We start from the raw sequence: 20,218 nt of genomic DNA, 5'->3' as shown, positions 1-20,218 counted from the left end.
CCTTCAGTCTTAATTCTTCAGCCTTCAGCCTTTTTATGCCCCGTAACATTGAAATAAAAGCCAAAGCTTCCGACTGGAAAAAACAGCTCAAAGCCGCGGAAAAAATAGCGGACCGCTCTGAGTTCCTTGTACAGGAAGACTGCTTTTTTAATTGCGCCTCCGGCCGGCTCAAACTTCGGACGCAGAAGGGCAAAGAGAATTATCTGGTGTTTTACCGCCGCGCCGATAAGGCCGGGCCGAAAACTTCCGAATATTTTCCGGCCGCGGTCAACGCCCCCGCCGACATGAAAACGCTTTTAACCGCGGCCTTAGGCCTTGGCAAAACCGTGAAAAAAGAGCGGACGGTTTTTTTTGCGGGCCAGACCAGAATACATTTTGACAAAGTAGAGGGGCTGGGGCGCTTTATCGAGCTTGAGGTCTGCCTTAAAAAAGGACAAAGCCCCGCCGTCGGACGCCAGATCGCGTCTGTCCTGATGAAACTGCTTTATATTTCAAAAGCAGACCTGCTCAAAACCGCCTACGCCGACATGCTCTAAGAACTAAACCTGGCTTTCGTTTTCCAGTTCTCTTATGAAAATATTGACCGTAAAAGAGGGTGGGCTGCGGGAACTAAGCCAGGTGGCCTATCCGCTTATACTTTCTACTGCCTCAAGCACCGTAATGCAGTTTATAAACCGGGTGTTTTTGGCCCATTACAGCACGGATGCGCTGGCGGCCTGCGTGCCCGCCGGTATTTTAAGCTTCACCTTCCTTTGTTTCTTCATGGGCACAGCCACCTACACCAACGCTTTCGTGTCGCGATATCACGGCGGGGGCAAGTCCGCCAGCGTTTCGGTGGCGGTCTGGCAGGGTGTGTGGCTGGCGCTGGCTTCCGGACTTCTGCTGGTGTTGATGACTCCGCTCGGCTTGTACATAATAGACCACTCGGGGCATCCAGATGCGGTGCGCGCGCTTGAACGCCCGTATTTTGCCATTCTCAATTGTTTTGCATTTTTCCCCGTTTTAAACACGGCTCTGGCCGCCTTTTTTATAGGGCGCGGCAAGACCAAGATCCCCATGGCCGTGAATATGGCCGGCAGCGTGCTGTGCGTGTTCATGTCCTGGCTGCTCATATTCGGCGCCGGGCAGGTGCCGGCGTTCGGCATAAAAGGGGCGGGTTGGGCGGCCGTAGCAGGCCAGCTCTTAATGACCGGCCTTTATCTGCGGATCATTTTCTCCGCTTATAACCGCCGCCGCTTCCGCACCGCCCGCCTTGTCGGTGTACATAAGGCCATGTTCGCAAGGCTTGTGAAGTACGGCGCTCCGAACGGCGTCGGCTTTTTTCTGGATATCGCCTCTTTCGGGGTTTTTATCTTCATCATAGGCGGTATGGATAAAGTGTCCCTTGCGGCCAGCAATATAATCGCCTCCATCAACATGATAGCCTTCATGCCGGTAATAGGCCTGGGCCTGGCCACGCTGACGCTGGTGGGAAAATATATCGGAATGAAAAAGCCTGATGTGTCGCAGCGCGTGGCGTATAATGCGGCAAAAATGGCCGCGGTTTATGCTTTGGGGCTGGGGATGCTGTTCATCCTGGCGCCGGGGATGTTTATCAATATTTTCGGTTCCGGAAATTCCGCGGAGTACGCGCAGATACTTGCCAAGTGCCGGCCGTTGATGACCGTGCTGGCGGTTTTTATATTTTTCGACGCTATCGGAATAATTTTCGCCGACGCGCTCAGGGGAGCCGGGGATACGCGTTTTCAGATGCTGGGAGCGAGCGCGTGCGCCTGGCTTCTTTTCGTGCCGGGCGTGTGGTATATAGTTTACCGCGCGGGCGGCGAACTTGTGCATGCCTGGATATGGGGCGGGTTCTATGTGTTCATGCTCGCTTCGGTTTTCGCTCTGCGTTTCAGTTCCGGCCGGTGGCGCGGGATAAACATACTCAAATGACGGCTGAACCGGCCTGCCGGCGGTAAAATTATCCCCATACATACGCGAACTTGCTAAAATAATCACATGAAATTTCCAAAGGTTAAACTTTCCCACGCTCCGGCCGGCCCCAACGCCTTCAGGCGCATGGTGGATTCGTGCGAACTTGCCCTGCCGGGGGATGTTGTGGCCGTTTACGACAAAAACGGTTCCCCGTACGGCCTGGCGCTTTACAACCCCAGAAGCCAGATAATGCTGCGCATTTTCACCAGGGACAACCCTGAGACTTTTGACATTGACGCTTTTCTTAAAAAGCAGGTTACAAAGGCGGTTTCTTTCAGGCGCGATATTCTGGGCCTTGAGCGCTCCACCAACGCTTTCAGACTTGTGCACGATTACGGCGACGGCCTGCCCGGGCTTACTGTCGACATTTACGGTACGCATATAGTTCTGGAATTCTATTCCCTCGGCATGTATAAACTCGCAGCCCGCCTTGAAGCCGCTTTCAGAGAGCATTTCCCGAAAGCTGTTTTTCATCACAGGTCCAGTTCCTACACACAGGAGATGGAGGGCTTTTCCATGCCGCCGGACGCTTCCGCTCTTTACAAGGCGCGCGTAAACGAGAACGGCGTGCTTTTTGACGTGAGCTTTTCCGGAGGCCATAAAACCGGGTTTTTCTGCGACCAGCGGGAAAACCGGCTTTACACCTCAACCTTTGCCGGGGGCAAAAGCGTGCTTGATATCTGCGCCTATACGGGGGGGTTCGGCCTTTACGCAAAAAAACTGGGCGGGGCCGAAGAGGTTACCTGCGTTGAGCTGGACGCCGAAGCCAGCGAGCTCTCAAAGAGGAATGCCAATATCAACAATGTCCGCGTAGATTCCGTCTGCTCGGACGCTTTTCCGTACATGCGGCAGATGGCGGAGAACGGGAAAAAATACGGCCTGGTCATATTGGACCCTTACAAACTTGTTTCCTCGCGCGAGGAAAGAGAAAAGGGCATTTTTAAGTACAAGGATTTTAACCGGATCGCCATGTCTTTGGTTGAGGAAGGGGGGGTTTTTGTCACCTGTTCCTGCAGCGGCATGGTATCAATGGAAGAATTTTCCTACATAGTGCGCGGGGCCGCTTCCACGGCGGGACGCAGGGCGCAGATCTTTAAAAAAAGCGGCGCCGGCCCGGATCACCCCATAGCCGCCGACTATCCAGAGGGTGAATACCTTAAAGTTATCTGGGCAAGGATGTGAGGGATTAAGAAAGGCTTAAGGCTGAAGGAAAAGGAAGAGGGAATAAGATAAACAATATATCAGAAAGCGGTTGTTTCTATTTGCTAAAATTCTGTGAGGTAATTTTCCCTGCTTCAGCCTTCAGCCTCCGGAAAATTGCCTCAATTGCAATTTTCGGACAAGGAGATACACGATGAAAATTCTCAAGCTGTTTTCCGCGCTCTGCCTGCTTTTTTCCCTGCAAAATAAATTACAGGCCCAGGACGGCGGGGGCACTCCGTCTTTAAAACGCTATATTGGAGTTTGGAGCGGAACTATTAATTCCAAATCCGGTGTTTCCCCGGTCAGCCTGGTCATTAAAGAAACCGGAGAGAACGAGTATGTGGGATATTACACTAACTACACGAGAGATGGTCACCCCAGAGGCAAAGGGAGCGTTACCGTAAGCCCGGAAGGCGAATGCTATCAGGCCATAGTGAGCGGCGTCAGCATGATGCCCGGCGGGCTTACCGCCCAGCTCTGCGACAGCGGAAACGGCAAACTAACCATGTCGTCAATGCTCGGCAGCGGCGTAAGTACGCTTAACCGGGCGGGGAATGTGATAAATTTCAATTTTCAGGCTCCTCTCGGCAATGCCTCCGGCACGCTGAAAAGATATAAGAAAGCCGGCAAAAAAAAACCCGCGCGGCGGAAGGCGCCGGCTGAAGATTCAAATGAATAATAATAAAGCACATCTCAGATTTATGGCCCTGGCCGTAAAAGAGGCGCGCAGGGGGCTGAAAGAGGGGGGCATCCCCATTGGCGCGGTGCTGGTACGGGGAGGGAAAATCATAGGCCGCGGGCATAACATGCGGGTTCAGAAAAAATCAGCCATACTGCACGCCGAAATGGACTGCCTTGAGAATGCGGGCAGGCTGAAAGCCCGTGATTATAAAAACTGTGTCATTTATTCCACCCTTTCGCCCTGCGAAATGTGTTCGGGAGCGATACTTCTATATAAGATCCCCACAGTCGTAATAGGTGAGAATCGTACTTTTAAAGGTCCTGAAAACTATTTAAAGAAACGTCTTAAACTTGTAAATCTTGACCTCAAAGAGTGCAAAGAACTGATGGCCGCTTTTATAAAGGAAAAGCCGGAGCTTTGGAACGAAGATATAGGGGAATAGGGAAAGGCTGAAGGCTAAGAACCCTGAACTATTCGCTCTGAATTCGTATGTTAGCCATTCGTTCCCTAATTCGCATTTTTTACTTGACTTTGCCGCTCTATAATGGCATAATAATCAGGTAGTTAAGACCCAGTATAACTCAAGTTTGTTGCGTATCCCAACCGGTTACCATAGGCAGAAGATAGCGCAGATAGAGTTGAGTTGAAAGGTTAAAATCAGGAGGATACAGCAAATGAGCAAGAGAATATACGTAGGGGGACTCCCCTTCAGCACCACCGAAAACGAGATGAACGCGCTTTTCGCGACTTACGGCGTGGTCAGCAACACCAAAATCATCACCGATAAGTACTCGGGTCAGTCCAGGGGCTTCGGCTTCGTGGAAATGGCCAATGACGAAGAGGCCCTTGCCGCCATGGAAAAACTCAATGGCAGCGACTTCGGCGGCAGGAAACTGACCGTTAACGAAGCGAAACCGATGGAAGCCCGCACTAGCGGCGGCGGCGGACGCGGCGGCTTCGGCGGCGGCGGCGGCGGACGCGGCGGCGGCTTCGGCGGCGGCGGCGGTCGCGACGGCGGCGGACGCGGCAACAGGTGGTAACTGAAATCTTAATTAATTAAGATTTTACGGCCTCCCCCTTCTTTAAGAAAGGGGAGGTTTTTTTTGCCCTTTTCTCTATTATCTGCCACCCTCGTCTCTACCCCCTATCCCCTGCCTCTATAGGCCTTGACAAATTAGTTATACGGATGTATAATTATACAGTAGTATAATAATAGGGGAATATATGGCAAGACCACCTTCAGGCACCGATCTCAGGCTTATAGAGTCCGGAAAAAAACTTGTCCGGGAAAAAGGCCTTTATGGCTTAAGTGTAAGGGAGGCCTGCCGCCTGGCGCGCGTAAACACCGGCATGTTCCATTACTATTTCGGCAGCAAGGATGAATTCGTTAAAAGAATAGTGAAGGATATATACGGCGAATTTTTTATTAAATTCAAGGGGGGGATAGCCTCCGGAGCGGATTCCCGGCAAAAACTCAAGAACGCGATAGTTTCCGTTGGTAAATTCGCGCGCGACGCCAGAAAAGTCGTGCCGCTATTTTTTGCCGACCTTATTTATGGCAGGAAAGAGGTATTTGAACTGGTAAAAAATAATTTTACCGGTCATATCGCCTATATCGTGGAACTGATAGAAAAATGCCAAAAAGAAGGGCGGCTCAAAAAAATGCCGCTGCCTTCGGCCATAGCTATCCTGATCCCTCCTATGATCTTTCCGGCGGTAATAGGCCTGGTGTTTGAAAGGCACAAGGTCGCTTCAATAATGGGCCTGCCGCTTGAAAAAGCAAGAGACCTGATACTTTCCGACGCGGCTATTGATGAGCGTGTGGAACTTTTATTAAAAAGCCTTGAGTGAGAGTTGTATATGAAAATTTTTACAGGCCGCGGAATCAAAAAGGCTGCTGCCTTTTGGGTATAAAAGGCAGCAGAAGCCTTTTTAAAGAGGTTTATATGAAAATATTCGTTATTTTGGCGGTCGTTCTGAACTCTGTCCCGGCTTTCGGTGAAGGTATCCCTGTGATCAAGCTGCCGCTGGAAACGGCTCAGCAGCTGGCGCTCGCTTATTCCCCGGAACTGAAAGGCCTGCAAGCGGACGAGATAGCTCTTTCTAAAAGAGCCGATGAACGCCTTGCAGCCGGGCGTCCGTCGCTTGATTTTGACGCCAGCTACTCAAGAATGACCGAAGTATCCAGGCTTTCCCTGCCGGTCCCGGGGAACCGCAGCATACAGTTCGGGGATTATTACGCCTATACGCTCGGTCCGTCTTTTAACTGGATGTTCTGGGATTTCGGTTCCACGCGGTCCAGTTACGAGAGCGCGAACTCGCTTGCGCTTTCAAAGGCAAGCGATATAAGCGGCCTTAAAAGCCGCATAGTGCTTGAATCCCGGCTGGCTTATTTCAAGATAAAACTTGCCCTGGACCAGGCTGTTCTTATAGGCGAGTCGCGGAGGCTGTCCGAAGCGCAGTACAAAGATATAAAGCTCAGGTATGATGCCGGCGCGGCCAATCGTATGGACATGCTTTCCTCAAGAGCCGAACTGCTTACCCGCGCAATGCAGTTTACCCAGGCCCGGTCGGAGCTGGCGGGTGCCGCGCGTGATTTTTTTTATCAGGCCGGCATCGAAAAAAAAGCCGACCTGTCGTATCCCGCCGACAGCCGACTTAAAGCTTTGCTCGCGAAAGACGAGCCGCCGCCTACCGTCATTATAGAAATGGACGCGACCGAAAAGCTGATGCTGTCCATGTCGGCCCAGGCGCCGTCCGGGCCCTCCGCCGCCCATCCGGCGCTAAGGGCCCTTTCTGAAGCCGGGCGCTCCTATGAACAGGCCCGGAAAGCCCTTGAAGCGGGAAGGTATCCCAGATTCCAGCTTTTCGCCAAATCTTATCTGGCGTATCCCAACGGCGCCATATTAAAGCAATACAGCCAGAACATTCTGGGTGTCGGCCTTAACCTGCCTGTTTTTGAGGGCTGGCGGCTTACGCGCGAAATAGAAGCCCGTTCCGCGGATATTGATTCCGTAAAAGCAAGGAAAGACAGGGCGGCGGACGGCCTTAGCCTTTCCTGGGAAAAAGCGCAGGACCAGTTAAGCAGCCTTAAAGCCCAGGCTTCCATAAACGCCGATACTCTCAATACCGCGGCTGAACTGGAAACCCTGACTTACGAATCTTACCAGGCGGGCCGTTCCACTTTTCTTGAAGTGCAGAACGCCAATCTCAAGGAGCTTGACGCCAAAATACAAGCCGCCAGGACCGATATACAGATGCTCAACCAGCTTGCTTATATGGCGGATCTGTCCGTGTCGGAAAATTGAATAGGAGGGTTTATTGCGAGTACCAGGTAGCCGGAAGTCAGAATTCAGTAGTCAGAATGGAGGTGTTCCCTGATTCGCCCATTCTGAATCCTGACTTCTGAATTCTGTCTACTGAACAATAAAAAATTATATGAAACCCAAAAAAATAATTATTCCAGTGCTGTTAATCATAGTCGTTTCGGCCATTATCTTGAAGGTGCGTTCAGGAAAAGATTTTTACTATGCCGGCACGGTGGAGGCTACCGAGGTGGACCTGTCGGCCAGGGTTACGTCGGTCATCTCCTCATTCCCGGCTAAAGAGGGTGCCCTCGTAAAAAAAGATGAGACGCTGGCGGTCCTTGCCTGCGAGGACATAAAAATAGACGCCGAGAACGCCGAAAGCGAATATAAAAGGGCTTTAGCTCTTAAAGCCGGCGGCTCCATCGGCCAGGAGAGTTTTGAAAAAACTAAATACCGCAGGGACAACTCAGCGCTGAGGGTGGAATGGTGCTCGGTAAAGTCGCCGGTCTCCGGCCGCCTGCTTTATTCCTATAGGGAAAAAGGCGAACTGGTGGCCCCCGGCACGAAGCTGGCCACTGTGGCGGACCTATCCGAGGTCTGGGCTTATATTTACGTGCCGCATGACCTGCTGGCTAAGCTTAAGCCCGGTATGGAGGTAAACGGTTTCCTGCCTGAGTCCGGCGGCAAAGCCTTACCCGGCCGAGTTTCCGTGATATATTCCGAGGCCGAATTTACGCCAAAGAATGTGCAGACCCGCAAGGAAAGGACACGGCTGGTATTCGCCGTTAAAGTTTCATTCCCGAACCCGGATGAAACGCTTAAACCGGGGATGACGATAGAAGTGCGTTTGCCTGACTAGGAAAGTGTAGAGGGGATAGTAGATAGTGTAGAGCATAAAGTACAGAGTGTAGAGTAAATAGTGTGGAGAAAATCAGAAGCTCCTTTAAATCTCTACACTCTCAACTCTACACTATTTACTATACTTATGAATTCATTTTCCATCAAGACTGATAATTTGAGGAAATCATTTAATAAAACCACCGCCCTGGACGGTGTCTCTTTCGATTTTTCGGCCGGGCTGCTGCACGGGCTTATAGGTTCGGACGGAGCCGGCAAGACCACAACAATGCGTCTGCTGGCCGGCCTACTTAAACCAACGGCTGGAGATATCCATTATTACAGTGACGGAAAGTCTGCCGCTTTCAGCGAACTGCGCCCAAGCCTGGCTTACATGCCGCAGCAGGCGAGCCTCTACCCCGACCTTTCAATAGACGAGCACCTGGAGTTTTTCCGCGAACTTTACCGCCTGGAGCCCAGGGTCTACTCCCGCCGCTCGGCTGAACTGCTTGAAATAACCCGCCTGGCTAATTTCAGGGACCGCCGCGCCGGCCAGCTTTCCGGCGGCATGTATAAGAAACTGGGGCTGATGTGCGCCCTGCTGCAATCTCCGTCCGTGCTTCTTCTCGACGAACCCACCAATGGCGTGGACCCTATCAGCCGCAGGGAATTCTGGGAATTGCTCTACAGCCTGGCTGCGGATAAAATACTCATCATAGTTTCCACCGCCTATATGGATGAGGCCGAGCGTTGCGCCCGCGTACACCTGCTTGATTCGGGACGGCTGCTTGCCTCCGGTGAACCACGCGCGGTGCTTAAGGAGACAGGCGCTGCTAATTTCGAAGAGTTGTTTATAAAGGAGGGCGTAAAGAAATGACACCCTCCTGCGTGCTGGAGGTAAAAGGCCTCTCCATCAAGTTCGGGGATTTTACCGCCGTGGATAATGTTTCCTTCTGTGTGAACCGGGGAGAGATCTTCGGCTTCCTGGGCGCCAACGGCGCGGGAAAGACCACCACCATACGCATGCTTTGCGGCCTGCTGGTTCCCACTTCAGGCTCGGCCCTGGTGGGAGGACTTGGCTTTGAGGACGGCGGCAGGGGGATAAAAAAGATAGTGGGCTACATGTCCCAGAAGTTCACGCTTTACAACGACCTGACGGTGGGTGAGAACCTGGATTTCGCGGCGGGGCTGCGGAAGCTTAATCCGCCTTATGCCGAAAGGCGGCGAAAAGAACTTTTTGAGCTTATAGGCTTTCATAAGCCGCTCTCCTCCAAAGTCGCGGAGCTGCCGGGCGGAATAAAACAGGAACTCGCGCTGGCCGCGGCCATGCTGCACGACCCGGAGATAGTCTTTCTGGACGAACCCACCTCGGGAGTGGCTCCCGCATCCCGCGCCAGGTTCTGGGCGCTGATACGAAAGATCACCGGTCTTGGCAAAACCGTTATAGTGACCACTCATTATATGGACGAGGCCGAGCAGTGCGGCCGCATAGCCCTGATGCGCACCGGACGTCTGATAGCGCTGGGCTCGCCGGAAGAACTAAAAAACTCCGCTTTCCCCGGCCCTATGGCCGAACTGGATTTTCAAGGGACCGACTCGGCAGTCTTTATTTCGGAGCTTGAAAAAGCCGCCGGGCTGCTTGAGCTTTCGCCTCACGGTATGCGCTGGCATGCCGCGTTCAAGGATAAAGTTTCCATGGACGCCGCTTTGTCCGCGCTGCCGCCTTCCGCTTCGGTAGCGCTGATAAAGCCGTCGCTTGAGGACGTGTTCATACGATTAGTTGAGGGGACGGAAAGGTAAGTTGAGAGTTTTGAGTTCTTGGTTTTGAGTTGTGAGTTTATCTCCATAACTCCAAACTTCTAACTCATAACTCCTAACTCTAAACTAAATTATGCGATTCAATATTCAAAGAGCTTATTCCATCGCGCGCAAGGAGGTCATGCATATCCTGCGCGATCCGTTCACGCTGGCGTTGGCGCTGGGTCTGCCGGTGATGCTGGTAACCTTCTTCGGCTATGCCATAGATTACGAGGTCAGGAATATCGCGCTTACGGTCTCAGACCGGGATAACGGGCCCGCCGCGCGCCGCCTCAAAGAAGTATTTTCGTCTTCCGGTTATTTCCGCCTCGTTGAGCCGGGCCCGGCCGGCCCGGTGGAAATGCTGGATTCAGGCCGGGCTTCCGCGGCGCTTTTCCTGGAACCGGATTTTTCCAAAAAAATAAAAGGCGGCAGCCCGGCGGAAGCGCAGTTCGTGCTGGACGGCAGCGACAACTCCAAGGCGGGCGCCGTGATAGGGTACCTACCCGGCATACAGCGCGGTGTTCTGGTCAGGCTTGCCCCGCTCTTTTGGAACAAAAAGCAAGCGGTTATTGACGAAACTATATCTATAGACGATGATATGCGAACCAAAAGGGCGGGGCTTGGGAGGAGTCCGGCGCGCGAGCCTCTCTCTGTTGAGACCCGCTTCCTCTATAACCCTGAGCTGAACAGCCGCTGGTTTACCGTACCGGGGCTGGCCGCCATAATAATAGGCCTGCTGTCGATACTTCTGACGGCGATGACCGTGGCCCGCGAATGGGAGAACGGCTCCATGGAACTGCTGCTTTCAACTCCGGTGCGGCCACTGGAGATAATGGCAGGCAAGCTTGCCCCGTACGGGGCTTTAGTACTGGCCGGTGTGGTTTTCGTGTATCTCGTATCACGTCTGGTTTTCGGTGTGCCTTTCGCCGGCAGCCATCTGCTTTATCTGGCGGCCTGCCTGCTTTTTATAACCGCAGCGCTTTCTCAGGGGCTGCTTATTTCCATTATAACGCGCCAGCAGCAGATAGCCATGCAACTGGGTATGATAACCGGCCTGCTGCCTTCCATGCTGCTGTCCGGTTTCATTTTCCCGGTGGAGAGCATGCCCAAATTCTTCCAGTACCTGACTATGCTGCTGCCGCCGAGGTGGTTCATGGCGGCGGCGCGCGGGATAACCCTTAAGGGGGCGGACATCGGTGAACTCGCTGTGCCGTTCCTGGCGCTGGCGCTTTTAAGCATGGGAATGCTGGCGCTGGCGCTGAAAAAGTTCAAGACGGATTTAGAATAGGCTGAAGGCTGAAGACGGAAGAAGAAAATTTATGAAACGTACGCTTATAGCCTTTATACGGAAAGAACTGACTCAGACGCTGCGTGATGCCAAAATGCGTACGCTGCTGTTCGGAGCGCCCATAATACAGCTGACTATTTTTGGCCTGGCGCTTTCCACTGAGATAAAAAATATTAAACTTGCGGCTTTTTCGCAGCCGGATGACGCCATGTTCGGCCGCGTAACGGAAGGCTTTTACGCCTCCGGCTGGTTTACACGCGCTATATACGCGCCAGGTGAGGATCCTTTTGAACTTATAGCTTCCGGCCGTGCTGATGCCGTGCTGATAGCGCCGAAAGAAGGCCTGGCAGTCTCGGCCGGGCGCGGCGGCGGCAAAATGCAGCTTTTGGTGGATGCCTCAAACGCCACCAAGGCCAGGGCTGTGGAAGCTTACGCTAAAAACATCATATCGGCCGCCTCTGCCAGGGAATACGGCGCGCCGGGGGAACCTCCGCTTAAATTCGATGTGCGCGTCCTTTACAATCCGGCCATGGAATCCTCCATGTTCCTGGTGCCCGGCGTTATGGGGATGCTGGCCTGCCTTATTACGATAATACTCACGGCCATGTCGCTCACGCGCGAGCGCGAGATGGGGACTTTTGAAACTATAGTTTCGGCGCCGCTCTCCAATACGGAGATACTTCTCGGCAAGACCCTGCCCTACATACTGCTGGGGCTCGTGAACGTGACCTTGGTGGTAATAGCGGGTTATCTGATATTCAGCGTGCCCGTGCGAGGGGCCTTGTGGCAGCTGGCCCTGGGTGCGCTTGCTTTCGTTATAACCACGGTAAGTGTGGGCACTTTCATTTCCACCATTGCAAAAAATCAGCAGCAGGCGATGCTGGGCGGATTCATGTTCCTGTTCCCGGCTATAATTATGAGCGGCGTGATGTATCCGGTGGAGAACATGCCTAAGGCTGTGATAGCCGCCGCATACCTGGACCCGCTTATGTATTTTGTGCGCATGCTGCGCAATATCATGCTGAAAGGCGGGGATACTTATGTTTTCTGGACCAACCTGGGCGTGCTGGCCCTGATGGCAGTGTTCGCCTCCGGATTCGCGTATAAGCGATTCAGGCAGACGCTGAATTAGAGCTGAAGAGCTTAAGCTCTGAAGCGCTGAAGTTTGAAATTGGTTCACTGTAGTCTTTTCAGTTACTTCAGAGCTTCAGCGCTTCAGTGCTGATTGACAAGGAGATAATATGAAAAGATCAGAAAACAACAAGGAAGACTTAAGGGGAAAGACGCTTAAGGCCGGGGATTTAGTAAGTTATGACAAGGGCGCGGTGGTGAGCCGCACCATAATAGAGAAGAAAACCGGTACAGTCACCATCTTCTCTTTTGACAAGGACCAGGGCCTGAGCGAACATACCGCCCCGTTCGACGCTATGGTTGAAATATTGGATGGTGAGGCGGAAATAATCATCTCAGGCAAGTCCAATAAGGTGAAGGCGGGAGAATTTATAATAATGCCCGCAGGCAAGCCTCACGCGCTGAAAGCCGTAAAAAAGTTCAAGATGGCGCTCATAATGATACGCTCCTGAAAAATCCGGGGTTCGCCCTGCATCCTGCTTCAGTAAAAAGACGGCAATTGCCGCCTTTTTACTTCCACTCTAAAAAATAATAATCCTGCAAAGGGCCCAGTTTAACATAGGTCTTTAAAGTTCACTGTGCTAGGCCTTGCTGCCGTTGCCGGGTCCGCTATTTGCTGGTATAACTTAATAGGAAATAATTTTCAGGCCTCAACTGGATGAAAAAAGTTGCGAGTAAAAACTAAAGGGAGAAAAAAATGAAAAAACTTACCAACCTTATAATAGCCGCGGTGCTGACCGCTGGTCTTTCCGGAGTTTTAAAAGCGGGGAGCTTTGAATCCGATCTGCAGTCCGGCTTAAAGGCAATACCGGTACCTGCCGCTCCGCGGCAGCAGGTTTCCCAGCGGCTTAGCGGGCTGGGTGAATTGACGGTCAAAATGGTTTCCGTTAAAGCAAAAATGGAGCGCGTGGAACTTTCCCTTTGGGAGGTCAACAGGCTGTTGGAGAATAAGGAAAGCGGCTCTGTTGACCGCGTTCTGCAGGAACTCATGCAGGAACTTAAAGAATGTACCGTTTCCGCTAAAGAACTTAACACCATGGCGGGTCCGGCGATAGCGCGCACTCCCAAAACGCCAGACACTATGGCGACGGCCAAGCTGCTGCTGGCCAATATCGCGGAGTATACCGACAATGACGAGACCATCGTCCTGCTGAGGGTTGAGCAGATAAACAAGTCTTACCCCGCGTATGAAAGCAAGATGCGGCCGCTTATAGAAGAATATGTGAAAGCGCTGGAAGAGATTAGCGGCGCGGGCACAAAGGTGATGGCGTTCTCAGGCCCCCTGCAGACCGAATAATCAATACCATATCTCCAGAAAACAAGAGCGCCCGAGGGCGCTCTTGTTTTTTTACAGGTGTTTATATATTATAACTTTAGGTTCCATGAAAATGACGAATAATAACGCAAAAAGCGAAGAAACAGCTGCGCTCGTCGCCACCGGCCGCCTTACAGCCGTTCCCGCCGCTGGAAACCATAAATGCCGTGGCAAGGCAAAACCGCTAAGGGGCAAGCTTTTCGGTTCTCTGCTTCTTTGTATGGCTTTCGCCATCCAGGCTCAGTGCGCTGAAAAGAGTGCTGCGGGAACTTCGGGGGGCGTCATCTCAAAAGCGGAAATCTGGTCCGAACTGAAATTCAGAAGAGCCGTTCCGGAAACGCAGGAGGCTCCCCGCTCAAGCGATTTTCTTCTGTACAAAGCCATGAAAAGGGCCGAGGAAGAGAACGCTTTTGATTTCCTCCAAAAAAGGCGCAAGGATATCCCCTCCGTTTTTTATGTTGAGCGAAAAAGCGCGGAAGGGCCTGAAAAACTTCTCACTCTCCAGGGATTTCAGGATTACCGCGACAGGCTTACGCGCGATGCCGTGAAGTTTTTTCAGAATAAAGGCCTGGGCTGGCCTGAAATAATGAAGCTCAGGGATTTAAGAGGCGCTGCCGTGATGGGTGATTTCGGGCTTCTTTCATATGCGGGGATGGAAGTCTATTATGCGGCCTTAAAAGGCAGACACGAGTGGCTTATGCCGGGGGAGAAAATACCGGAAAGTTCCCTTACGCCGGAAGAGAAACAGGCGGCCGATCTTCTTAAAAGGGGCTATATTGAGCTTTCCGATTCAGAATATAACTGGCTTTTGAAAGTGACCCGCTGCTCGGAAACAACGCTTAGGGTTGACTATAAGATCCTGACAATAAAACGCGGGAAAGCGGGCAACAGGTATTTCGCAGAAAAGGCTGAAATGAATGAAACAAACGTCATTCACTTCTATATTTACAAATACAGGCACGGCGATACCAATGACCCGGCCATGAAATCAACGGCCTTTTTCGGTTCCGGCGCTGTAACGGGGCGAAGGCTGTGCGGCAATGACGGTAAACCCTGGCTGGGACAATAAGCCTGCTTTCAACAGAGCAAAAAGGTAGTTGCTTTTTTAGCACTCAGGACCATTACAAATTCAAGAGGGCGCTTATAATGACAAAGTCATAGCAGACAACCGGGCGGCTTGACGGTTTGGAAAAGGGGAAAGATGGCCCCTTTTTTTTTGGCCGCCTGACGGGCATAGCCTTGACAAGTATTTGGCTATTTGGCAAAATAGAGTAATATGAAGACTAAAACAAAAGATGACTATGTCGCCCAGGCCGCTGTAATAAAGGCTATGGCGCACCCGACCCGGCTTTTAATACTCAATTCGCTTAAAAAGAGGGAAACCTGCGTCTGCGAGCTGCGGGATTTGGTGGGCGACGATATTTCCACCGTGTCAAAGCACCTGTTGGTACTGAAGAATGCCGGCCTGGTGGCCTCGCGGAGGGAGGGAAACTGGCTGCATTACCGCCTTCTCTGCCCCTGTGTGCTGGATTTTACGGATTGCATAGCCGGGCTCAAGAGGTAATATGTTTAAACCCGTTCAACTGTTCGCCGACTGGGTTGTATACGGCGTTATTGGCCTGGGGCATGATACACTGGCCGGCGGAGCCGTTAACTTCTTCGTCTTTGATACGATAAAAATATTCATACTGCTGGCGGGTATAATTTTCGCGGTTTCAATAATCCGCACCTTCCTGCCGCCTTCAAAAATACGGGAGATAATACTTAAAAAAAGCCGTTTTTCCGGTCATTTGTGGGCGGCTGGCCTGGGTATAATTACCCCTTTCTGCACCTGCAGCGCCATACCGCTGTTTCTGGGCTTTATTCAAACCGGCATACCGCTGGGAGTCACCTTCTCTTTCCTGGTGGCCTCGCCGATGATAAACGAAGTTGCCCTGGTGATGCTGTTCGGCATGTTTGGAGCGAAAATCGCGCTCCTTTATGCCTTCAGCGGTTTTGTGATAGCGGTTGTCTCAGGGCTGATAATTGGCAGGCTGAATCTTGAATATCTGTTGGAAGGTTTTGACCTTTCAAAGCGGATACAGAATGTGGCGTTCGGAGCGGAAATGCCGTGGCCGGAGCGCTTCTCTTATGCCCGGGAGTACACCAAAGATATCCTTAAAACGGTGTGGCCTTATGTCCTTATAGGCATAGGTATAGGAGCTTGGATACACGGCTATGTGCCTGAAAATTTCCTCGCCCGCTGGGCCGGGGCTGACAAATGGTACGCGGTGCCGCTGGCGACGCTGGTGGGCATCCCGCTTTATTCCAATGCCGCGGGCGTTATCCCTCTTGTAAGCGCACTTACGGAAAAAGGAGTGGCGTTGGGGACAACGCTGGCGTTCATGATGGCTGTAACCGGTTTGTCACTGCCTGAATTTCTTATACTTCGGCGCGTGATGAAGATTAAACTGCTCTTTATTTTTTTCGGGATAGTTGGTGCGGGTATTATTTTTACCGGTTTTTTGTTCAATTTTGTGATGAAATAAGGAGTTCTTAATTATGGTCAAAATACAGATATTGGGCATGGGCTGCGCAAAGTGCAATAAACTCTATGCGGCGGCGGAAGCTGCGGCTAAAGACCTGGGCATAGAATATGAGATGGAAAAGATAGACGATATTGACAGAATAACGGAGATGGGGGTGATGATGACGCCCGCCCTGGCTGTTAATAGTGAAGTGAAGTTCGCTGGCAGGGTGCCGCCCGCCGCGGATCTTAAAAAAATAATCTCGGAGGCCAAATAATATGGCTGAACAATGCGCATGTAGCGGCAAAACCATGCTGGTGTTTCCCTGTTCCGGGGCGGCGGATGTCGGTGAAATGGCGGACAGGGCCGCCCGCAAACTCTCAAAAGAGACCTGCGTGAAATTGAGCTGCCTGGCTGGAATAGGCGGCAATATAAGCGGTTTTATAGCCTCTGCCAACGGGGCTGACTTGGTAATCGCTCTGGACGGCTGCCCGGTGGGTTGCGCTAGAAAGACGTTGGAGACCCACGGCGTTAAAAAGTTCAAGCATCTGAAAGTGACGGACTGCGGTTTTGAAAAAGGAAAGACGGTCATGACCGAGCGCAATATAGACAAGGTATTTAAACATGCAAAAGAACTTATCTGAAAATCCCGTGGGTCCGAACAAAGCACTTAAATTCATGCTTATGGCCTTTGTAGCCGTTAGTATAGGCGCTGCCATTTACAAAATGGCCGCCGCTCCGGCTAAAGCTCCGAATGAGCCGGCTCAAACCGTGTCCACCGCTGTGGAACTGGCCCGTCCGGCGGCAAAACCAGAGCCGAAAACCCGCTTGGTTGTAAAACCCAAGGCTAAGGTCGTGGCGGAGGCAAAAACAGCCGTGGTTTATTATTTCTATACCAATACCCGTTGTTCTTCCTGCAAACAAATAGAGGCTTATACCAGGGAAGCTGTGGAAAAGAATTTTGGCTCCGACTATAAAGGCTGGAAGGTGGAATTTAAAGGCCTGAACATTGAAGATGAGCCCAACGCGCATTTCGTGCAGGAATATTTCCTTAATTCCAAGTCGGTGGTGGTACAGAAATTCTCCGACGGGAAGGCGCTTAAATGGGGAAAACTGGAGAAGGTCTGGCAACTGCTCGGCGATAAAGAGGGCTTCCTGAATTATATCACCGACGAAACACATAAGCTTTTGGACGAAAAATGAGCGTTGAATTCTGCGCGGCGACCGCAACAGCCCTTTGGACGGGGGTTATCACGTCAGTGAGCCCCTGCCCGCTGGCCACCAACATAGCGGCGCTGACTTATATCTCGAAACATTCCGGGGCCGGGAGGACTGCTGTGCTTGCTCATAGCGGGCTTTACGCCTTCGGGCGGGCGCTGGCATACATTGTTATCGGCTTCCTGCTTGTTAAAAGCCTTCTGAGTGCGCCGTCGTTCTCGTTCTTCATGCAGAAATACGGTAATCAAGTCCTCTCCCCGATACTAGTGCTGGCCGGTATGTATATGCTGGATATGTTCGGGCGTAGCTTCGAGGGCTTTAATCTATTTGACCTCTCAAAATTCAAGGCCAAAGGGGGGGCGATTTCCTCCCTGTTCATGGGCTTTGTTTTTGCCCTGGCATTCTGTCCCATCTCCGCTGCGCTCTACTTCGGCGTAATCATCCCGCTGGCGGCGAAAAACTCCGCCCCGTTCTCATTACCTTTGTTTTACGGCTTGGGCACAGCCCTGCCAGTCATCGGCCTGGCGGTAGTTATAGATTTTAGCCTCAAGAAAGTTTCAGCAGTTACGGGCTTGGCGAACAGTTTTGAAAAATACGCTAAACCCGCCACCGCGTGGGTGTTCATAGCCTGCGGCGTTTACTTGGGACTTAAATATATTTTTGGAGTCATTTAGGGAGGTTATATGAAAATTAAGCATGAAAGAACACGTTCTTTAGTCCGGAATGCATATGGAAAGGTGGCCAAGGCGGCGAAACCGTTCAAGTCCGATTCCTGCTGTTCATCAGCTTCATGCTGCGGCGGAAATGCCGCGCCGTCGGTTGAGGGTGAGTTGGGGCTTTCCTGCGGCAACCCGGTGGCTTTCTCTAAGATAAAGAAAGGTATGACGGTGCTGGATCTGGGCAGCGGAGCCGGTAAGGATGTTTTTATAGCCGCGCCGTTGGCCGGGCCAAGGGGTAAAGTGATAGGAGTGGACATGACGCCTGAGATGCTCAAACTCGCCAAAGCCAATCTGATGAAGTTTACAAAACGCACCGGCTTGTCCAATGTGGAATTCCGCAAAGGGGTGATTGAGAAACTGCCGGTTAAGGACGCCGAAGCTGATTTGATCATTTCCAATTGCGTGATTAATCTTTCGCCGGATAAACCGGAGGTTTTTCGCGAAGCTTTCAGGACGCTCAAACCGGGCGGCTTTATTGTGGTAAGTGACATAGTGCTTAATCGTGAACTGCCACTGTCGCTTAAAAAACACGCCGGGCTTTACGCCGCCTGCGTGGCTGGGGCGCTGCAGCGCCGGGAGTACCTGAGAGCTATAAAGGACGCGGGCTTTAAGGGGATAAAACTGCTCAGTGCTAATACCTACCACTCCGAGGGCGGCTGTTACGACCCCATCACTTCCAAAGCCGCCACGGCTTTAGACGGCGCGGCCTCCAGCATAACCGTATACGCGAGGAAAGGCAAATGAAAAAAATACTTTTCCTCTGTACCGGTAACTCCTGCCGCAGCCAAATGGCCGAAGGCTGGGCTAACCTTCTTTTGAAATACAATTTCAAGGCTTTTTCAGCTGGAACAAAGCCGGGCAGCTTGGACCCCAGGGCCATAAAGGTTATGGCTGAAGCGGGTGTGGATATTTCAGAGCAGAGATCCAAAGGTGTGGATGAGTTTAAAGAAGCGGCATTTGACCTGGTGGTGACGGTCTGTAATAATGCGCGGGAGTCGTGCCCTGTGTGGTTTGGTAAAACTAAAAAACTGCATAAAAATTTTGAGGACCCGCCGTTTCTTGCCAAAGAGGCCAAAAACGAAGAAGAAGCTCTGTCCCATTATCGCAGGGTGCGAGACGAAATACGGGATTTTGTGAAAAAACTGCCAGAACTAATGGAGGAATAAAATGAACGGAATCATAAAAAAATTATCTTTTCTTGACCGCTATCTTACTTTATGGATATTTCTCGCCATGGGTGCGGGAGTTGCCATCGGTTGGCTCTGGCCTTCTGCAGTGGCGCAGTTCAATGCGGCTTCAAGCGTGGGTACAACATCCATACCGATAGCCATAGGCCTGATACTGATGATGTACCCGCCGCTGGCCAAGGTAAAATACGAGGAAATGCACAGGGTTTTCGCAAACAAGAAAGTGCTGGCTCTATCTCTCATCCAGAACTGGCTGGTGGGGCCGGTACTGATGACGGCCCTGGCGATTCTGTTCTTGCGTGACAGGCCAGAGTACATGGTGGGGTTGATTATGATAGGGCTTGCCCGCTGCATCGCTATGGTTATAGTATGGAACGACCTCGCTAAGGGTGACAGAGAATACTGCGCGGGGCTGGTGGCCTTTAATTCTGTGTTCCAGGTATTATTCTTCTCAGTATATGCCTATTTCTTTGTTACGCTTGTGCCGCGCTGGCTTGGGCTTACGGGTGCCGTGGTGAACATAACAATGGGGGAAATAGCCAAGAGCGTATTCATATATCTGGGAATCCCGTTTATCGCGGGCATACTCACCCGTTTCTCTCTGATAGCGGCCAAGGGGCGGGAATGGTATTCTTCCAAGTTCATTCCCGTCATAAGTCCGCTCACCCTTGTGGCATTGTTATTCACCATAATAGTGATGTTCTCCATAAAAGGCGAAAACATAGTGCAGGTTCCGTTTGACGTAATCCGCATAGCCATACCGCTCTTGGTCTACTTCACGATAATGTTCTTTTTGTCGTTCTATATGAGCAAGAAAGCCGGGGCCAACTACCAGGAGTCGGCGACGCTTTCGTTTACAGCGGCGTCCAATAACTTTGAATTGGCCATAGCTGTGGCGATAGCCACTTTCGGAATAGGCCATGGCGCGGCTTTTGCGGCGGTTATAGGGCCTCTGGTCGAGGTTCCTGTCCTTATAGGGCTTGTGAACGTGTCCCTATGGATAGGCCGACGCTGGTACGACACCACAACTGTTTCTGTGTAACAGC

Annotated in this window: 25 protein-coding genes; all 25 read left to right on the top strand. The window is 51.8% G+C overall.

The window, feature by feature from the left end; all coding sequences use genetic code 11:
* Nucleotides 1–35 precede the first annotated feature (35 nt).
* Nucleotides 36–536 carry a class IV adenylate cyclase gene (locus NTX59_12685; protein ID MCX5786533.1) on the top strand — a complete coding sequence of 167 codons (501 nt, stop codon included), beginning with the start codon at nt 36–38 and terminating at the stop codon, nt 534–536.
* Between the two features lie 34 nt (nt 537–570).
* Nucleotides 571–1,935, top strand: coding sequence for an MATE family efflux transporter (locus tag NTX59_12680; protein ID MCX5786532.1), 1,365 nt, complete (start codon nt 571–573; stop codon nt 1,933–1,935).
* A 66-nt stretch (nt 1,936–2,001) separates the two neighbouring features.
* Complete coding sequence (locus NTX59_12675) at nt 2,002–3,159, top strand: class I SAM-dependent rRNA methyltransferase (protein MCX5786531.1); 1,158 nt, start codon at nt 2,002–2,004, stop codon at nt 3,157–3,159.
* Between the two features lie 172 nt (nt 3,160–3,331).
* Nucleotides 3,332–3,859 carry a hypothetical protein gene (locus NTX59_12670; protein MCX5786530.1) on the top strand — a complete coding sequence of 176 codons (528 nt, stop codon included), beginning with the start codon at nt 3,332–3,334 and terminating at the stop codon, nt 3,857–3,859.
* Complete coding sequence (locus tag NTX59_12665; GenBank protein ID MCX5786529.1) at nt 3,852–4,304, top strand: nucleoside deaminase; 453 nt, start codon at nt 3,852–3,854, stop codon at nt 4,302–4,304. Before NTX59_12670 ends, NTX59_12665 begins: the two co-directional genes overlap by 8 nt.
* A 232-nt stretch (nt 4,305–4,536) precedes the next feature.
* Entirely contained in the window at nt 4,537–4,902 is a 366-nt protein-coding gene (locus NTX59_12660; GenBank protein MCX5786528.1) for an RNA-binding protein, read from the top strand.
* 184 nt (nt 4,903–5,086) lie between these two features.
* A complete protein-coding gene (locus tag NTX59_12655) occupies nt 5,087–5,713 on the top strand; it encodes a TetR/AcrR family transcriptional regulator (protein MCX5786527.1) in 627 nt (208 codons plus the stop codon).
* A 95-nt stretch (nt 5,714–5,808) separates the two neighbouring features.
* Nucleotides 5,809–7,170, top strand: a complete 1,362-nt coding sequence (locus NTX59_12650) for a TolC family protein (protein MCX5786526.1) — start codon at nt 5,809–5,811, stop codon at nt 7,168–7,170.
* 130 nt (nt 7,171–7,300) lie between these two features.
* The gene (locus tag NTX59_12645; protein ID MCX5786525.1) at nt 7,301–8,029 is read left to right on the top strand and encodes an efflux RND transporter periplasmic adaptor subunit; all 729 of its coding nucleotides are present in this window, start codon (nt 7,301–7,303) and stop codon (nt 8,027–8,029) included.
* Between the two features lie 126 nt (nt 8,030–8,155).
* Complete coding sequence (locus NTX59_12640) at nt 8,156–8,884, top strand: ABC transporter ATP-binding protein (GenBank protein MCX5786524.1); 729 nt, start codon at nt 8,156–8,158, stop codon at nt 8,882–8,884.
* Nucleotides 8,881–9,807, top strand: coding sequence for an ABC transporter ATP-binding protein (locus NTX59_12635; GenBank protein MCX5786523.1), 927 nt, complete (start codon nt 8,881–8,883; stop codon nt 9,805–9,807). The genes NTX59_12640 and NTX59_12635 overlap by 4 nt, the downstream gene beginning before the upstream one ends.
* Nucleotides 9,808–9,898: 91 nt before the next feature.
* Complete coding sequence (locus NTX59_12630) at nt 9,899–11,095, top strand: ABC transporter permease (GenBank protein ID MCX5786522.1); 1,197 nt, start codon at nt 9,899–9,901, stop codon at nt 11,093–11,095.
* A gap of 31 nt (nt 11,096–11,126) precedes the next feature.
* A complete protein-coding gene (locus tag NTX59_12625) occupies nt 11,127–12,227 on the top strand; it encodes an ABC transporter permease (protein MCX5786521.1) in 1,101 nt (366 codons plus the stop codon).
* Between the two features lie 109 nt (nt 12,228–12,336).
* Nucleotides 12,337–12,678, top strand: a complete 342-nt coding sequence (locus NTX59_12620) for a cupin domain-containing protein (GenBank protein ID MCX5786520.1) — start codon at nt 12,337–12,339, stop codon at nt 12,676–12,678.
* A gap of 245 nt (nt 12,679–12,923) precedes the next feature.
* Entirely contained in the window at nt 12,924–13,523 is a 600-nt protein-coding gene (locus NTX59_12615) for a hypothetical protein (protein MCX5786519.1), read from the top strand.
* A gap of 85 nt (nt 13,524–13,608) precedes the next feature.
* Nucleotides 13,609–14,610, top strand: coding sequence for a hypothetical protein (locus NTX59_12610; GenBank protein MCX5786518.1), 1,002 nt, complete (start codon nt 13,609–13,611; stop codon nt 14,608–14,610).
* 207 nt (nt 14,611–14,817) lie between these two features.
* Nucleotides 14,818–15,105 carry a metalloregulator ArsR/SmtB family transcription factor gene (locus NTX59_12605; GenBank protein ID MCX5786517.1) on the top strand — a complete coding sequence of 96 codons (288 nt, stop codon included), beginning with the start codon at nt 14,818–14,820 and terminating at the stop codon, nt 15,103–15,105.
* A 1-nt stretch (nt 15,106) separates the two neighbouring features.
* Nucleotides 15,107–16,069 (top strand): permease, encoded by a 963-nt coding sequence (locus NTX59_12600; GenBank protein ID MCX5786516.1) that lies wholly within the window; start codon nt 15,107–15,109, stop codon nt 16,067–16,069.
* A 13-nt stretch (nt 16,070–16,082) separates the two neighbouring features.
* Nucleotides 16,083–16,325, top strand: coding sequence for a thioredoxin family protein (locus tag NTX59_12595; protein ID MCX5786515.1), 243 nt, complete (start codon nt 16,083–16,085; stop codon nt 16,323–16,325).
* A gap of 1 nt (nt 16,326) precedes the next feature.
* On the top strand, nt 16,327–16,692 hold the full coding sequence (locus NTX59_12590) for a putative zinc-binding protein (protein MCX5786514.1): 366 nt from the start codon (nt 16,327–16,329) through the stop codon (nt 16,690–16,692).
* Nucleotides 16,673–17,251 (top strand): nitrophenyl compound nitroreductase subunit ArsF family protein, encoded by a 579-nt coding sequence (locus NTX59_12585; GenBank protein ID MCX5786513.1) that lies wholly within the window; start codon nt 16,673–16,675, stop codon nt 17,249–17,251. The genes NTX59_12590 and NTX59_12585 overlap by 20 nt, the downstream gene beginning before the upstream one ends.
* Nucleotides 17,248–17,940: an aromatic aminobenezylarsenical efflux permease ArsG family transporter gene (locus NTX59_12580; GenBank protein ID MCX5786512.1), complete on the top strand. Its 693-nt coding sequence runs from the start codon at nt 17,248–17,250 to the stop codon at nt 17,938–17,940. The genes NTX59_12585 and NTX59_12580 overlap by 4 nt, the downstream gene beginning before the upstream one ends.
* Before the next feature lie 9 nt (nt 17,941–17,949).
* The gene (gene arsM / locus NTX59_12575) at nt 17,950–18,729 is read left to right on the top strand and encodes an arsenite methyltransferase (GenBank protein MCX5786511.1); all 780 of its coding nucleotides are present in this window, start codon (nt 17,950–17,952) and stop codon (nt 18,727–18,729) included.
* Nucleotides 18,726–19,151, top strand: a complete 426-nt coding sequence (locus NTX59_12570) for an arsenate reductase ArsC (protein MCX5786510.1) — start codon at nt 18,726–18,728, stop codon at nt 19,149–19,151. The genes arsM and NTX59_12570 overlap by 4 nt, the downstream gene beginning before the upstream one ends.
* A gap of 1 nt (nt 19,152) precedes the next feature.
* Nucleotides 19,153–20,214, top strand: coding sequence for an ACR3 family arsenite efflux transporter (arsB, locus tag NTX59_12565; GenBank protein MCX5786509.1), 1,062 nt, complete (start codon nt 19,153–19,155; stop codon nt 20,212–20,214).
* The last annotated feature ends 4 nt before the right edge of the window (nt 20,215–20,218 follow it).

This window comes from Elusimicrobiota bacterium, from assembly GCA_026388155.1.
GTDB lineage: Bacteria > Elusimicrobiota > Elusimicrobia > Elusimicrobiales > UBA9959 > UBA9634.
This window is presented reverse-complemented; position numbering and strand designations above follow the sequence as displayed.

What these genes read in the sequence shown, in the direction of transcription:
- NTX59_12685 (MCX5786533.1), top strand. Translation starts at nt 36, where the DNA reads ATGCCCCGTAACATTGAAATAAAAGCCAAAGCTTCCGACTGGAAAAAA.
- NTX59_12615 (MCX5786519.1), top strand. Translation starts at nt 12,924, where the DNA reads ATGAAAAAACTTACCAACCTTATAATAGCCGCGGTGCTGACCGCTGGT.
- NTX59_12640 (MCX5786524.1), top strand. Translation starts at nt 8,156, where the DNA reads ATGAATTCATTTTCCATCAAGACTGATAATTTGAGGAAATCATTTAAT.
- NTX59_12570 (MCX5786510.1), top strand. Translation starts at nt 18,726, where the DNA reads ATGAAAAAAATACTTTTCCTCTGTACCGGTAACTCCTGCCGCAGCCAA.
- NTX59_12660 (MCX5786528.1), top strand. Translation starts at nt 4,537, where the DNA reads ATGAGCAAGAGAATATACGTAGGGGGACTCCCCTTCAGCACCACCGAA.
- NTX59_12670 (MCX5786530.1), top strand. Translation starts at nt 3,332, where the DNA reads ATGAAAATTCTCAAGCTGTTTTCCGCGCTCTGCCTGCTTTTTTCCCTG.
- NTX59_12635 (MCX5786523.1), top strand. Translation starts at nt 8,881, where the DNA reads ATGACACCCTCCTGCGTGCTGGAGGTAAAAGGCCTCTCCATCAAGTTC.
- NTX59_12650 (MCX5786526.1), top strand. Translation starts at nt 5,809, where the DNA reads ATGAAAATATTCGTTATTTTGGCGGTCGTTCTGAACTCTGTCCCGGCT.
- NTX59_12605 (MCX5786517.1), top strand. Translation starts at nt 14,818, where the DNA reads ATGAAGACTAAAACAAAAGATGACTATGTCGCCCAGGCCGCTGTAATA.
- NTX59_12590 (MCX5786514.1), top strand. Translation starts at nt 16,327, where the DNA reads ATGGCTGAACAATGCGCATGTAGCGGCAAAACCATGCTGGTGTTTCCC.
- NTX59_12680 (MCX5786532.1), top strand. Translation starts at nt 571, where the DNA reads ATGAAAATATTGACCGTAAAAGAGGGTGGGCTGCGGGAACTAAGCCAG.
- NTX59_12655 (MCX5786527.1), top strand. Translation starts at nt 5,087, where the DNA reads ATGGCAAGACCACCTTCAGGCACCGATCTCAGGCTTATAGAGTCCGGA.
- NTX59_12665 (MCX5786529.1), top strand. Translation starts at nt 3,852, where the DNA reads ATGAATAATAATAAAGCACATCTCAGATTTATGGCCCTGGCCGTAAAA.
- NTX59_12645 (MCX5786525.1), top strand. Translation starts at nt 7,301, where the DNA reads ATGAAACCCAAAAAAATAATTATTCCAGTGCTGTTAATCATAGTCGTT.
- NTX59_12610 (MCX5786518.1), top strand. Translation starts at nt 13,609, where the DNA reads ATGAAAATGACGAATAATAACGCAAAAAGCGAAGAAACAGCTGCGCTC.
- arsB (MCX5786509.1), top strand. Translation starts at nt 19,153, where the DNA reads ATGAACGGAATCATAAAAAAATTATCTTTTCTTGACCGCTATCTTACT.
- arsM (MCX5786511.1), top strand. Translation starts at nt 17,950, where the DNA reads ATGAAAATTAAGCATGAAAGAACACGTTCTTTAGTCCGGAATGCATAT.
- NTX59_12595 (MCX5786515.1), top strand. Translation starts at nt 16,083, where the DNA reads ATGGTCAAAATACAGATATTGGGCATGGGCTGCGCAAAGTGCAATAAA.
- NTX59_12585 (MCX5786513.1), top strand. Translation starts at nt 16,673, where the DNA reads ATGCAAAAGAACTTATCTGAAAATCCCGTGGGTCCGAACAAAGCACTT.
- NTX59_12675 (MCX5786531.1), top strand. Translation starts at nt 2,002, where the DNA reads ATGAAATTTCCAAAGGTTAAACTTTCCCACGCTCCGGCCGGCCCCAAC.
- NTX59_12630 (MCX5786522.1), top strand. Translation starts at nt 9,899, where the DNA reads ATGCGATTCAATATTCAAAGAGCTTATTCCATCGCGCGCAAGGAGGTC.
- NTX59_12580 (MCX5786512.1), top strand. Translation starts at nt 17,248, where the DNA reads ATGAGCGTTGAATTCTGCGCGGCGACCGCAACAGCCCTTTGGACGGGG.
- NTX59_12600 (MCX5786516.1), top strand. Translation starts at nt 15,107, where the DNA reads ATGTTTAAACCCGTTCAACTGTTCGCCGACTGGGTTGTATACGGCGTT.
- NTX59_12625 (MCX5786521.1), top strand. Translation starts at nt 11,127, where the DNA reads ATGAAACGTACGCTTATAGCCTTTATACGGAAAGAACTGACTCAGACG.
- NTX59_12620 (MCX5786520.1), top strand. Translation starts at nt 12,337, where the DNA reads ATGAAAAGATCAGAAAACAACAAGGAAGACTTAAGGGGAAAGACGCTT.